The 13,556-nt window shown below is 68.5% G+C and carries 10 protein-coding genes; 2 read left to right on the top strand and 8 right to left on the bottom strand.

All coding sequences use genetic code 11. The annotated features are described in order from the left end of the window. Nucleotide 1: 1 nt before the first annotated feature. From VEW47_14400 to VEW47_14365, 8 genes are all read right to left on the bottom strand, one after another. Nucleotides 2–2,191, bottom strand: coding sequence for a GNVR domain-containing protein (locus VEW47_14400; protein HYS06372.1), 2,190 nt, complete (start codon nucleotides 2,189–2,191; stop codon nucleotides 2–4). A 1-nt stretch (nucleotide 2,192) separates the two neighbouring features. Then, nucleotides 2,193–3,593: an SLBB domain-containing protein gene (locus tag VEW47_14395; GenBank protein HYS06371.1), complete on the bottom strand. Its 1,401-nt coding sequence runs from the start codon at nucleotides 3,591–3,593 to the stop codon at nucleotides 2,193–2,195. Next, nucleotides 3,590–5,848, bottom strand: coding sequence for a hypothetical protein (locus tag VEW47_14390; protein ID HYS06370.1), 2,259 nt, complete (start codon nucleotides 5,846–5,848; stop codon nucleotides 3,590–3,592). Before VEW47_14390 ends, VEW47_14395 begins: the two co-directional genes overlap by 4 nt. Before the next feature lie 52 nt (nucleotides 5,849–5,900). After that, a complete protein-coding gene (locus VEW47_14385) occupies nucleotides 5,901–6,338 on the bottom strand; it encodes a response regulator (GenBank protein HYS06369.1) in 438 nt (145 codons plus the stop codon). Then, complete coding sequence (locus tag VEW47_14380) at nucleotides 6,335–7,300, bottom strand: hypothetical protein (protein HYS06368.1); 966 nt, start codon at nucleotides 7,298–7,300, stop codon at nucleotides 6,335–6,337. Before VEW47_14380 ends, VEW47_14385 begins: the two co-directional genes overlap by 4 nt. Nucleotides 7,301–7,477: 177 nt before the next feature. Next, the gene (locus VEW47_14375; protein HYS06367.1) at nucleotides 7,478–8,785 is read right to left on the bottom strand and encodes a radical SAM protein; all 1,308 of its coding nucleotides are present in this window, start codon (nucleotides 8,783–8,785) and stop codon (nucleotides 7,478–7,480) included. Next, nucleotides 8,782–9,102: a PqqD family protein gene (locus tag VEW47_14370; protein ID HYS06366.1), complete on the bottom strand. Its 321-nt coding sequence runs from the start codon at nucleotides 9,100–9,102 to the stop codon at nucleotides 8,782–8,784. Before VEW47_14370 ends, VEW47_14375 begins: the two co-directional genes overlap by 4 nt. Then, nucleotides 9,099–10,247: a nucleotidyltransferase family protein gene (locus VEW47_14365; GenBank protein ID HYS06365.1), complete on the bottom strand. Its 1,149-nt coding sequence runs from the start codon at nucleotides 10,245–10,247 to the stop codon at nucleotides 9,099–9,101. The genes VEW47_14370 and VEW47_14365 overlap by 4 nt, the downstream gene beginning before the upstream one ends. 182 nt (nucleotides 10,248–10,429) lie before the next feature. Between VEW47_14365 and leuS the strand changes: the two genes are divergently transcribed. Together leuS and VEW47_14355 are read left to right on the top strand one after the other, a co-directional pair. After that, entirely contained in the window at nucleotides 10,430–12,937 is a 2,508-nt protein-coding gene (leuS, locus tag VEW47_14360; GenBank protein HYS06364.1) for a leucine--tRNA ligase, read from the top strand. A gap of 57 nt (nucleotides 12,938–12,994) precedes the next feature. Next, nucleotides 12,995–13,555 (top strand): LptE family protein, encoded by a 561-nt coding sequence (locus VEW47_14355; protein ID HYS06363.1) that lies wholly within the window; start codon nucleotides 12,995–12,997, stop codon nucleotides 13,553–13,555. Nucleotide 13,556 lies beyond the last annotated feature (1 nt).

Genomic DNA, 13,556 nt, shown 5'->3' with positions numbered 1-13,556 from the left:
GCTACCGTTCGCCGCCGGCCGCCTTGGCCTCGGGGCGGCCAGCGGGAGCCTGGCGGGGCGCCGTGTCCCCTCCATCCTGCGGCTGTTTGTCGTAGCGCTGGTAGATGTACTGCATCTCCGCGGTGTAGGTGCTGACCTCCGCCTTGACATCGTTCAGCACGATCCCGCGGATGGCGGCATGCACGTTGTCGAGATGCGTCTTGGCCCTCTTCAGGACGGCCCGGCCGATCCGCCCGAGCTGGTAGACCAGGATCACGCCGTCCACACGCGTCGACAGGACCACGGCGTCGGTCACGGGGAGAATCGGCGGCGAGTCGATGAGGATGACGTCGAACCTCGAGGCCACTTCGACGATGAAATCGGAGAACAGGGGAGACGCCAGGAGCTCGGAGGGGTTCGGCGGCAGCGCCCCCGCGGTGAGGATCCGGAGATTCTCAAGACCCGCGGAGGTGAGCATCGAGCGCATGTCGACGCGCCCGAGAAACACCTCCGAGAATCGGTGCAGGACGTCGTCCAGCCGGTTCATGCCCAGCACGACGTGCGTGAACCCGGGCTCGCGCGGGACGCCGAACAGGCGGCTGAGCGAGGGGTTTCTCAAATCGCAATCCCACACCAGCGTCTTCATTCCCATCTGGGCCATCGCGACTCCCAGGTTGGCGACGGTCGTGGATTTGCCTTCGCTGGGGGAGGCGGAGGTGAACAGGAACGTGCGGCCCGCCTTGCCGATCCGGGAGAACTCGATGTTGGTGCGCAGCGAGCGGAAGGCCTCGGCCGCGGGCGACTGCGGCGCGAACTGCGTCACCAGGGCGCCGAGACCCTCCAGGTTCGGGTCGGAGGCCAGGGCCGGGTTGCGCTGCAGGATGTCGCGTCGCGTGGCGTCGGGGTCGATGTGCGGCACGACGCCGATCACCGACAGGCCGAGGTACTGCTCCACGTCCTCGATGCTGCCGATCGAGGTGTCGAGAGTCTCCGCCAGGAAGGCCGCCACCAGCCCGAGGAGCAGACCGACGATGAGACCGACCAGCGATCGCAGGAGCCTCCCCGGCGCGTGTCTCGGGACGGCGGCCGTCGCCTCCTCGACGACGCTCAGCTCCTGCACCTTGTCGGCCTCCTTGATCAGGGCCTCCTGATGCTTGCGCATCAGCATCTCGTAGGCTTCGGCGTTCACCTGGACCTGGCGCTGCAGCTCGAGCAGCGTCTGCTCGGCGCGCGGGAAGCGGGCCAGCTTCGAGGTGAGCTCCCGCTTGCGGCCGCGCATCAGGTCGAGGGCGGTGGTCGTCTCGCGCCGCAGCCGGCCGGTGAGCACGTCGATCTGGTCCTTGATGGACCGGATTTCGGGGGCATCGTCCTTCATGAACGCGAGGAGCTGTCGCTTGCTGTCCTCGAGTCTCGCGAGCTCCTGCCGCAACCCGCCCAGCCCCTCCTCCGGCAGGTCGACCAGGAGCAGTTCGGGCGAAGAGCCCGGATCTCCGGGGTGGGCGAGCAGGTCGCTCAGGTGCTCCAGTGCGACCAGCCGCGCCTCGGTGTGCGCGGCCTCGTCCTGGAAGTACTGGATCTCCTTCGCGTCGGGCATGCTCGCTCCCACGTTGGCTTCCTTGAAGCGGGTGAGCTGTTCCTCGGCGGCCCGGAGCTTCGCGCTGACTTCGGCGACCTGTCTCTCGACGAACTCGCGCGCCTCGATCGCCTGGCGGTTGCGCTCGAACGTGTGCCCGATGATGTATTCCTGCATGACCGCGTTCACGAGCTGCACCGCCTCGTCCGGTCCAGGGCAGGCGCTCCTGATCTCGATGAGGCTGGTGTTGTCGATCGGCTTGGCCGTGTAGCTGGCCAGCATGGCATCGAGAGCCGCCGATAACGTCTTGTCGGCCAGGACGTTCTCGATGGTGGTGGAGACCGGGATGCGCCCGAGACGCTGCGCCGCCTTCAGGGCCACGGGCCTGCTGGTGATGATCTGCGCCTGCGTGGCGAGGTCGTCCCCGGGGCTCCAGGTGAAGGCCTCCAGGAACAGACCCGTGACGCTGTCCGTGCGGCTCCACTTGACGCGCGCCGTCGCTTCGTAGACGGACCCGGCGCGTGGCGTCAGGAGCAGGGTCAGGAGCCCCAGCGCCAGGCAGCACCCGGCCACGATCTTCCATCGACGGCGCAGGATCCGCAGATAGTCCTGAAGGTTGAGATCGTACTGGGCGCTCATGTCAGTTCTTCCTGAAATTGTCGATGATGTAGATCGACTCGATGATGCCGAGCGCCGGCGCGATGATCGACATCACCTCCTGCAGGGTCACTATGGCGCGCCGCGGCACGAACACGATGTCGCCCGGCTGCAGCGCCACGTCCGCCTTCATGTCCGCTTCCTTGAACATCTCCTTGAAGTTGGCGAGGGTGATCGCGGCGTGGCCGTCCGGGCCCCGCTTCAGAACGACCACCCCCTTGAGGTATCCCTTCTGGGTGAAGCCCCCCGCCCGCGAGATCGCCTCGACCAGGCCCATCTTGTCGATGATGTTGACCACCCCCGGCTGGTTGACCTCACCCAGGACGAACACCTTGCGGTTGCCCATGGAGAGCGACGGGATGAAGATCAGATCGCCGTTCGACAGCCACGGGTCATCGGTCTCCTCCCCCTGGAACACGGCGCGGAACAGGTTCAGCTCCCGGCGCTCGCCGGTGGGGCGGATGAACTGGATCCGCATGACATCGGCCTCCTGGGCCGGACCGCCGTGCGCCGACAGGAACGACACCAGCCGCGTCGGTCCCTCCAGGGCCCAGTTCCCGGGGCCGCTCTCGGCCCGCGCGGTGGTCTTCACCTCCCCCATCAGGCTGACGCGATGCCCGGCGTACTTGGTGATCAAGAGCTCGATGTGGGTCTCCTTGTAGATGGTGTGGAAGCGCGCCTCGAGGTCCTTCTTGAGATCGACGATCGTCCGGCCCGCCACCTGCATGGACCCGATTCCCATGACCGGCAGGAACGCCTCGCCGTCGGTCTGCACCGTCAGCTTCAGCTCGTCGATCTTCTGGCCGTTCCAGACCCGCAGGCTGAGCACGTCTCCCGGACCGAAGCGGTAATCGGCGGCGGGCGCGATCATCTGCTCCTGCGGCGCCGGGGCGGCGGTCCCTTCCTGCGCGGCCACGACTCCCAGGGCGCACAGCAGGACCGCCACGACCAGCGACACCGCGCGCAGGACCCGGCGTCCCCGCCGGACAAGGGCGCGCCGGCTTGCGGCAGCGGGGGTATCGAATGAGGGGTCGTCGATGGGCATGCGGCGGCCGTCGCGCTCGACGGCGATCACCCTTCCGAGCAGATCCTCGCGCAGGACGCCCGTGTCGGGGGCGCTCTCCGCATCCCCCTGCAGCCTGTAGATCCGTCGGCCTGTTCCCATTTCGACGTCGATCAGGCGGTGCAGGACGAGTACGCTTCCGGCAGAGCGCGCCAGGACGAGCTGTCCCGGGCGGGGGAGACCGAGGAACGGCGCGACCACCGCGACATCCCCCTCGACGAGCGCCGGGCGCATGCTCCGGCCGCGAACCGGGACGAGCATTCCGTGGCCGTCCGAAAGGAGGGCCTCGAGAACCGGAAGAGCGTCCCGTTCCACGCTCACACCGCCACCCGCTCCGCCGTCGTCCCTGAGGCGCGCTGGCGGATGTGCAGAAACGGCGCGCGCGCCAGGTCGATCACGCGGCGGTCTCCCTGCCCCTCACCCGAAACGGAGGCGGTGATTTCTACCCGCGGCCGGAAGTGGTTGTCCTCGTTCAACGACACGACGCGGGCCAGGTCACCGCTGGACAGCTCGACCAGGCAGCCGATGGGGAAGATGGGAACCGCCTTCAGGAGGGCGCGGAACAGCGTGGGGCTGAAGCGGCGCCCGTGCTGCTCCATGACGAGGGACGTCACGTCATGCAGGTCGATCGGAAGCCCGTTCCCCACCCCGTGGCGGTGCAGCTCCACCAGGCAGGCGAGCGCCACCACCTGGGAGCGCTGGTCCGCGCCGGCGCGCTCCTCGACACTGGGGAGATCGAATCGGATCAGGTGGTGCACCGATCGAACGGCCTCCGTCATCCCCGCTGCCTCGGCACCAAGCGATCGCAGGACCGCTCCAGGCTCGAGGCGGGAACCGGTCGGATCGACCGACTCCTCGGAGGAAACCGCCGGCATCTCGGCTTCGGGATCGGTCCCGGCCTTCACCATTCCGGCGTCGTGGAGCAGGGCCAGGAGGACCAGGCGTGTGTCCTCCGCGTTGCCAAGCGACGCCCAGATGCGCGACGCGATGAACCCGGAGTTCACGGAATGGCTGGCCAGCTGGAAGCCGCCTGCCGGCGCCAGGAGAGACGAGAGCGGCGCGTCCCTGGCCGAGCGCGCAGCGATCACCTGGGCGAGCGCCAGGACGCGTTTTCCGTCGGCCGGGCGCGCGGAGCGGCTGTCCTTGAGAATCTGGGCCAGTGCCTGCGCCTCGGCGAGAGCCGGCTCGGAGGGTGTCTCCGGGGCGGCCGTGCCGCCGACACCACGCGATGAGGTGTCGCGTGAAGCCGCGGCGCGCGGGGTCTCGCCGGGCACCCGGGGTCCATCTTCGGTCGACGCGGGTCCCGCCCCGGCGTGCACTTGGATCTCTCTCAGGGTCCGCATCGGTCGCTGGGCACCGGGCAGGGTCATGACGTCCTCGACCGAGACCTGGCCCTGCGCCACCCGGCGCCAGCCTTCCTCCCGCAAACGCGGAAGCGACAGTGTTCCCGCCTCGGGATCGACGAACTCCTGCACGCCGGTGAGGCCGGCGCTGCCGGTGCGGGAGCAGTCGGCGCAGCCCTCGCCCCGTGCGATCGGCAGACCACCCTTGCGTTCGAACTCGTCCACATCACGGCGATGGAAGCCGAGTCGCCGCGCCTGCTCCGCGGGAATCGTGCTCCAGTGCAGGCAGCCGCGGCAGGGTGTGCGCACGATCGTCTGTCCCAGGACGGCGACGGGAACCGCGGGGGCCGATCCGTCCGCCAGCCCGCGTGCGACGCTCCTCGCCAGGGCCTCCGGATCGGCCGCGGGGGCGCCAGCCAGGACGAGACAGCCGGTCGATGCCAGCCGGGCGGCCAGGACCAGATCGGACGTCCCCTCGAGGTGCTCCACCAGGATGAACTCCGGGGCGGAGGCCATGAGGCTTTCGGGGAACGGCCAATCACCCGGCGTCTCGGCGAGCCAGGGAAGTTCGGGAAGGGCCGGCCGGAGGCGCGGACCGATCCGACCGCCCGTGCGTCCGCGCGACGACAGCGTGCGCGCCAGCAGATCCAGCGTCGTCGTACGCCCGGTTGCCGGTCCGCCCGAGACCAGGAGGATGCCGGCGCGCCGCTCCAGGCTCTCCAGGAGCAGCTCCAGGACGGCGGGCGAGAGGCCGATGTCGTTCAGGGTGGCGGGTGGGGCCGTCTCGACGACTCCGGAGATGCGCACGCGGTACTCGTTCGGCCTTGCCGCCGGTCGCACGCTCAGCAGGACCCGGCGCGCGCGCCCACCGGCGGTCTTGACGACGCCGCGTGGCGCATGCTGGAACACCGCCGCGAGAAACCCGAGCGCGTCTTTGGGGGCCACGGGATACGGCTGCTCCTCGTCGGCTGCGGTGAGGAGCGTCGCCCTCAGGCCGTCGCGACCCGGCCGCAGGCTCAGCTCGGTGTGATCTCCTCCCATGAGACGCGACAGGGCCGGCGCCAGCAGGTCCGACCGCGTGACGACGCGCGGCCAGGCGCCGGCGTCGGACGGCGGTTGCAGCTCGGCGCCACGCACCTCTTCGTCGCTGACGGGGATCGCCACGACGCCGACCTGCGCACCCCAGTAGCGGCGCGGAATGCGCAGGCTCTCGATTCCCCGCGGGGTCGCCACGAACGCCACGTCCTGACGGTCCGCGAGAAGGACGGGCAGGGGCAGGGACCCTTTAGCGGTTCCTCTGTCCGGTGTTCCGTCTGCGCTCACCATCGGCCTCCTTGGACGTGCGACCCTCGTCGTGCGGCTCGAGGGTCACGATCTTGGCGAGGAGAGTCCGCTCGAGATAGCGGAAGTCGAGCGGCTTCTGGATGAAGTCGAAGGCGCCCAGATCGAGGGCCATGAGGGCCTGATCCTGATCGGCGTGTCCGCTGATCATGATGACGGCCGCCCCGATCGACGCCTGGCGGAGGCGCTTGAGCGTTTCGATGCCGTTCATCCCCGGCATGGCGATGTCCAGCAGGATGACCTGGGGCTTGAGACGCTTCGCCATCTCGAGCGCCTCCTGACCGTCTTCGGCTCCTTCGGCCTCGTAGCCGTGCTCCGACAGGAACTCGATCAGCACTTCGCGGATGGCGAGCTCGTCGTCCACCACCAGGATCTGGGTCATTCGTCGCCCCTCGTGCGGGCGGGTCCCTCGATCAGAGCCCTGCCCCGTGCCGTCGCATCCCCCTCATCCAGGGATGACAGGACGCAGTCGACCGCCGTTCGATCGGGGAGGAACTGCAGGCGTCTCACCGGCACGCTTTCGGACAGCCGCGCCAGGAAGCGCACGGCGAACTCGAGACCTTTCTGGTCCCACATCGCGGGGAAGGCGCGCACCATCATCTGGGCCACGGCGGTGGAGGGCTTGATCTCCAGGATGCGGTTGCGCGGCGCCTGATCGAGGATGTACACCGCGTCCAGGCGCGCCGAAGCGGGGGTCTCCCACCCCGCGTCGCCGTGCCACGGAGTGCCGTAGATGCGGTAGCCGTCCCCTTCGGCTCGTATGACGATCCGATCATCCGAAAGGATCGTGACGCCGCCGCGCTCCTTCCACAGACGTGCCGTGGTGCTCTTGCCGGCTCCCGAGGTGCCGAGGAAGAGCAGACCGCGCCCCCCCAGGGCCAGTCCGCAGGCATGCACCAGGACGCCCCTCTCGCGCGACAGCCGCGCCAGGAACACGACTTCGTCGAACGGATAGACGAAGGGGTGCAGCTCTCCAGCGGCCAGGATCGGGCCGCCCACGAGTGTCTCGCCCTCGCCCCGGGCGTACTCCCGGTCGAACTCGACCGACAGGTAGGGGTCTTTTCCGAACAGCGGCGAGCGGAATGTCAGAAGCCGGTTGTCGCCGACCTCCTCGAGACGCCAGACCGAGCCGGTCTCGAACAGAGTCTTGCCGGAGGGCTTGCGAGCCTGGCGACGGGACGCGGGTCCGAGGGTGACGGAGGCGCAGTCTTCGACCGTGGCCTCCGCCAGGAACGGCAGGTGCGCCGGCTCGGCGACGAGGCGCAGGGCGGGATCGGCCGTGCGCACCTCGAGCCCGATGCGGGCGATCTCGAGAATGAGGGGACGGCCGCCGTCAGCTGGCACTGTGGGAACACACTGCCGGGTTGGTCGCGCACTTCTGGATCGGACCAGCCGGACCGGCGGTTGCATTGTTTTTGCAAGAAGCGAGGACTGCCTCGTCGGGTACCAGGCGCACGCGTCTGAGAGCAGGCGTCTCGTAGATCCGACGGCCTCCCGCCTCGTTCCGTGTCTTGTTGCGGCTCATCGGTCGACCTCCATGGATGTCCCGGCGTGGACCGGGGGACGTTCGATTTGGAGAAGAGACGCAGGCTGTGTCTGGACCGCAGCGGCGCGGCCGCAGCCGGAGGCGGCGCAGGCGCCCCCGGATGCACAGCCGGCGCCTCCTGCGGGGAGGCCCGTTGCCCGCGGCAGGATCGCTCCCTCGGGGACCCAGCCGGTCTTCACCCTCTCGGCGTGGGCGAGGTAGCGCGCCGCCTTCTGCGTGTCTCCGATGGCGTCCTCGAGGAGTGCCGCGCGGCGATGGGTGACTTCGCAGTAATAGGGTATCCAGCCGTCCGGGCTGCCGGTCTCGAGGAGGGCGGTGGCGGGACAGCGATCGCACAACGCCTTCAGCTCGCAGGCGGCGCAGACATTGAACGCTTCGGCCCGGCGCTCGCGGATGTCGCCCACGACGCCGTACCAGCCCTCCCGGAAGCTCCCCCGGCGCAGGTCGTAGCCGCTAAGCGGCAGGGCCTCGCAGGACAGGAGCATCCCCTGCGGGGTGACGTGGAAGCTGTTGACGCCCGCGCCGCACGACATGAGATAGGGGGAGGGGCGGGTCGGCTTGACGTATTGCTTGTAGAACTTCAGCCATTCCGCGAAGCGCTCGGGGTCGGTGGCGTCGTATTCCACGACGGTATCCGGAGACGATCGGACCTGGGTGGGCGCGAGCGAGCCATCCAGTCTCCCGTGCACCATGGCGTCGTACCGAAATCGGACGCCGAGCGAATCGCAGAAGGCCGCCATCTTCTCGATCTCGCCCCGCAGAGGCTCGATCGCCACCGCCTTGAGGGAGAGCGCCACACCGCGCTCCAGGAGGAGATCGATGGCCCGCCGCACGCGCGTGAATCGTCCCGGGAACCCGGTCGTCTTGAGATAGGTCTCGTCCGACAGTCCGTAGAGCGTGAACTCGATCCCGAACGGCGGATACTCGGCGAGCAGATCGGCGATCCGCTCGTCGATCAGGGTACCGTTGCTGAACACCGTCAACAGAAGGCCCAGGCGCTTGGCGTGCATGTAGATCTCTGGAAAATCACTGCGGCAGAGGACCTCTCCCCCCGTCAGAAGCATCCACAGACAACCCTCGTCCGCCGCCTCGCCGAGAATTCTCTTGATCTCCGCGGTGGTCATCTCGCCCCGGCCCGAGTAGTCGGGAACGTAGCAATGGACGCAGCGCAGATTGCATTTGAAGGTGATCTCGATCGAGCCGGAGAGCGGGATGCGGGCGGCGCCTCCCGCGCGCGACAGCCGGGCCCCGAAATCGCCGTAGCTGATCTCCGGAAGACTCATGGTGCGCCCGCGGGCCGCGCGGGGCGAACCAGCCCCGCCTCGCACAGGTCGCGCAGGAACTCGACCACGTCCATCCGCGCGCGTTCCTCGTCCACCGCGAAGTCCCGGCTCAGGAGCCGCGCGATGTCCCGCCCGTCGCGCGAGCCATCCAGCAGGAGGAAGATCGCGCTTCCTACTTCGTTCGCGGTGAAGATGTAATCCATCTGCGCAGCGCCGTTGCGCACCGGCACCAGCAGATACTCGCCCGCCACCCGCCGCGCCACGACGTCCGGGGAGGGGAGGCACGGCTGCAGCAGGAGATCGGTCTCGTCCCTCACGTTCTCCTCCTCTCGGCGGTCTGGAGCGCACGCTCTTTCGCCAGGTCCAGAACACGGCGGGGCAGGGCCCCCGCCGTCCGCCAGGCGCCCTGCGGCCGTTCGGTCGCAGGCCAGAACGCGTCGTACAAGAACAGGAGCCGAAGTCGAAGACTGGGGGCGGCCAGGGTCATCAGCGCCTCGCCGGTGTAGGGAAACGGCCGCGAATCGAGGACACGCCGCATCAGGAAACGCTCCACGGGGCCGTCGTCCTCGATGGCGGGGACGTCCACGGCTCGGACGGCGACGCCGAGAAGTGCCAGGGACCGGAGTGTCCAGCCGAGGATGCGGGCGGCGCGGCACGATCGGGCGCGGTGGAACAGGAGATTCCAGTCGAGATCTCCGCGCCTCTGGTGGACGAAATGGGCGACGTCCGCCAGGCGCACCAGCCTGTCGAAGGAATGCTTGACGAGATGGATGGCCAGAAGAAGCAGCTCGTCCTCGGGCTCGAAGACCAGCGACGGCGCCCCCGCCACGAGTCCCGTCGTCGCCCGGGAGAACAGCGAGCGTAAGTGGACGGGGAACACGGAATGCCTGGATGGACGACGATGCGCGCCCAGGGGATCGACGTGCAGATCGACGATCACCCCGCCGCGGCGGAAGAAACTCCAGGCCTGCTCCTCGAATCCCATGCGCAGGAGGACGGCCCGGGCTGAATCGCGATCCTCCGGGAGGACGAGCAGATCGTGGTCCTCGAACGGACGGAGGGATCGATCGCGGTAGATCGCTTCGACCGTGCGCAGCCCGCGCATGACCGCGACCGGGATCGAGGCCCGTGCGAGACCCTCCAGGACGTCGGCGAGCGCCAGGGCCTGGGACAGCGTCGCCGCCGCGAGGCGCTGCGAGCGCCGTTTCAGGCTCGATCGCAGCCACGGGTCGATCGAGTCCTGGGGCAGACGCGAGACGGCACGATGCGCCAGTCCGTCGAGGCGGTGATAGGCGATCACATCCAGCAATCGCGGAACGTCGCCGGCAGGGAGGCAGGCGAGGGCCTGCTGCAGGGCCTCGTCATGCGGAACGGGGGCGGCCAGAATTCCCGGGAGGCCGGCGCGCGGGGGGATCATGTCCTCCGCAATGCGCACCCTGTCCCGCGAGGTGAGACTGTTCATTGAGACCGCTCCTGCCGCCCGCCACACCCGGGCGCAGCGAATATAGGTTCCCCGCGCCCGGCCGCAAGTTGTCGGCACACCGGGGTTTGCGGGTTACGAAGTTGAAATCACCGGGACCCGCGCGGAGACCGCGTTCCTGTTAGAATGACGGCCCTCCGGACGGATCGAGGGCGAGGTGAGGGATGATGCTGGGAGAGTACCGGGATCATTTCGATTCCATCGAGCGCAAGTGGCAGGAGCGCTGGAGCAGGGAGCGGGTCTTCGAGGCGCCGCGGGTCCCCTCAGGCCGGGAGTTCTACTGCCTGGAGATGCTTCCGTATCCGTCCGGACGTCTCCACATGGGACATGTCCGCAACTATGCGATCGGCGACGCGGTGGCCCGGTTTCAGGGGATGCGTGGCCGGGAGGTTCTTCACCCGATGGGGTGGGACTCGTTCGGTCTGCCCGCCGAGAACGCCGCCATCAAGCACGGCATCCACCCGGCGAAATGGACCAACGAAAACATCGCCAACATGCGCGCCCAGCTCCTGCGCCTGGGATTGTCCTACGACTGGACCCGCGAGATCGCGGCTCACCGGCCCGACTACTATCGATGGAACCAGTGGCTCTTCCTGAAGATGTTCGAGCGCGGCCTGGCCTATCGGAGCCGGCGCTTCGTGAACTGGTGTGGATCGTGCCGGACGGTGCTGGCGAACGAACAGGTGGAGAACGGCCGCTGCTGGCGCTGTGATTCGGTCGTCGGCCGCACCGAGCTCGATCAGTGGTTCCTGAAGACCACGGCCTACGCCTCCGAACTCGACGCCGAGCTGGACACGATGACCGGTTGGCCGGAGCGCGTGCGTGCGATGCAGCGCAACTGGATCGGCAGGAGCGAGGGGACGGCGGTCCAGTTCCCGATCCTCGACGCGGGCGGCGCGCCCACGGCCGCCAGTCTCGAGATCTTCACGACCCGCCTGGACACCATCTACGGATCGACGTTCTGCGTCGTGGCGCCGCGGCACCCCGTCCTCGGCAGGATTGCCGGGGGGGGCGAGGCGCGGCGGCGTCTGGACGACTTCCTGCGCCGGATCGACGCCCGCGACGTGACGCGCTCCCGCATGGAGCCGGAGGAGAAGGAAGGGATCGATACCGGTCTGCGCGTGCGGAACCCATATAACGGCGAGACGCTGCCAGTCTGGTGCGCCAACTTCGTCCTGATGGAGTACGGGACCGGGGCGATCATGGCCGTGCCGGCCCACGACGACCGCGACTACGACTTCGCGACCCGGCACGGCCTGCCGGTCCGCACCGTCATTGTCCCCGACGAGGGCGGCGCTCCGGCGCCCGCGCCGCGATCGGCGATGGTCGAGGACGGCATCCTGGTCGACTCGGGCCCCTACACCGGTCTGGCCTCGAGGGCTGCGAGGAGCGCCATGCTGCGCGACGGGGAAGCCCAAGGCTCCGCGAAAGGGATCGTGCAGTACCGCCTCCTGGACTGGGGCATCTCGCGGCAGAGGTACTGGGGAACGCCGATCCCCATCATCTACTGCGAGCGCTGCGGGACCGTGCCCGTGCCCGTCGAGGATCTCCCCGTCGTCCTGCCGGAAGACGTCCCACTGACAGGCGAGGGTGGATCGCCCCTGGCGCGCGTCAGGTCGTTCGTCGAAACGTCCTGTCCGCGCTGCGACGGCGCAGGACGGCGCGAGACCGACACCATGGACACGTTCGTCGATTCGTCCTGGTACTTCTTCCGGTACTGCGACCCCCGCAACGATCACGCGCCGTTCGACCCCGCGATCGTCAACGCGTGGTTCCCGATCGATCTCTACGTCGGCGGGATCACGCACGCCACGCTGCACCTCATCTATTGCCGGTTCTTCGCCAAGGTGCTGCGCGATCTGGGGCTCCTGAAGTTCGGCGAACCGGTCCAGAATCTCCTCTGCCAGGGGATGGTCCTCAAGGGCGGGACGGCGATGTCCAAATCCAAGGGGAACATCGTCGACCCCGACGACATGGTGCGCCGCTACGGCGCCGACACGACCCGGCTGTTCACGCTGTTCGCCGCCCCTCCCGAGAAGGACCTCGAGTGGAACGAGATGGGGGTAGAGGGCTGCTTCCGTTTCCTCGAAAGAGTCTGGCGCCTCCTGGCCCCCCGCGCCGAGGACCTGGCCCTCGCCCCCCTGCCCGCAGAGGGCGACGGCGCCGGCGATCCACGGCGCGCCCGGCTGCGCCGACGCGTTCACCGCACGATCGAGCGCGTCACCGTCGACATCGAGCGGCGTCTCCATCTGAACACACCGGTGGCCGCACTGATGGAGCTTCTGAACGAGATCCAGGACTTCTCCAGGGAGATCACCGACGACGATCTGCCCTGCCTCAAGGAGGCCGGTCTGACGATGGCCCTCCTCCTGCAGCCGTTCGCGCCCCACATCTCCGAGGAATTCTGGGAGAGCCTGGGCGGGGGGGGCACTGCCGTGCGCCAGGCGTGGCCTTCCGCCTCGGAACGCTGGCTCAAGGAGGACGAGGTCGAGATTCCGGTCCAGGTCAACGGCCGGCTGCGCGGGCGCCTGCTGATCCCCTCCTCTCTCCCGGAAACCGAAGTCGTGGCGCGCGCGCGGCAGGACGTCAATGTGGCGTTCCATCTCGAGGGGCGCACCATCCGCAAGACCATCTATCTGCAGGGCCGATTGCTGAATATCGTCGTAGGATAGACGCGTGCGCCGGTTGGGGCCGGCGCCGCATCATCTATAATGCGCGGGATGACGTCGGTGCCCCCCATCGGACCCACCGCGGCGCTTCCCGGTGACCCGGAACGCCGCCCGGCCGCTGTCGTCACCGCGTTCCTGCTTGTCCTCCTCGCCGGCTGCGGCTATCACCTCGTGGGACACTCGAGCACGCTGCCGACGGGGATTCAATCGGTGGGCATCCCCACGTTCGTGAACCGGACCAATCGCCCCGAGCTGGAGCAGCGGGTCACCGAGCACGTCATCGACGAGTTCACAACACGGGGGAGAGTGCGCATCCTTCCCGGTGAAGAAGGGGCGCAGGCGGTGCTCCGGGGCGAGATCCTGAGCTACATCGTCACGCCGGTCGTCATCAGCGAGCAGGGGCGCGCCACGCGTTATGAGATCCTGATCACGGCGCACGTCACCTTGAGCGAGACGACCACGGATCGCGTGCTGTGGGAAGACGACCACTTTCTGTTCAAGCGGCAGTACGACGTGGCGACGAGCCCTCAGGTGTTCATCGATCAGGAGATCGTGGCCATCGACGACGTGGCGACCGACTTCGCGAAGAGCGTCGTCACGTCGATCCTCGAGGGGTTCTGAG

It is taken from the genome of Candidatus Dormiibacterota bacterium, from assembly GCA_035635555.1.
Taxonomy (GTDB): domain Bacteria; phylum Acidobacteriota; class Polarisedimenticolia; order Gp22-AA2; family Gp22-AA2; genus Gp22-AA3.
This window is presented reverse-complemented; position numbering and strand designations above follow the sequence as displayed.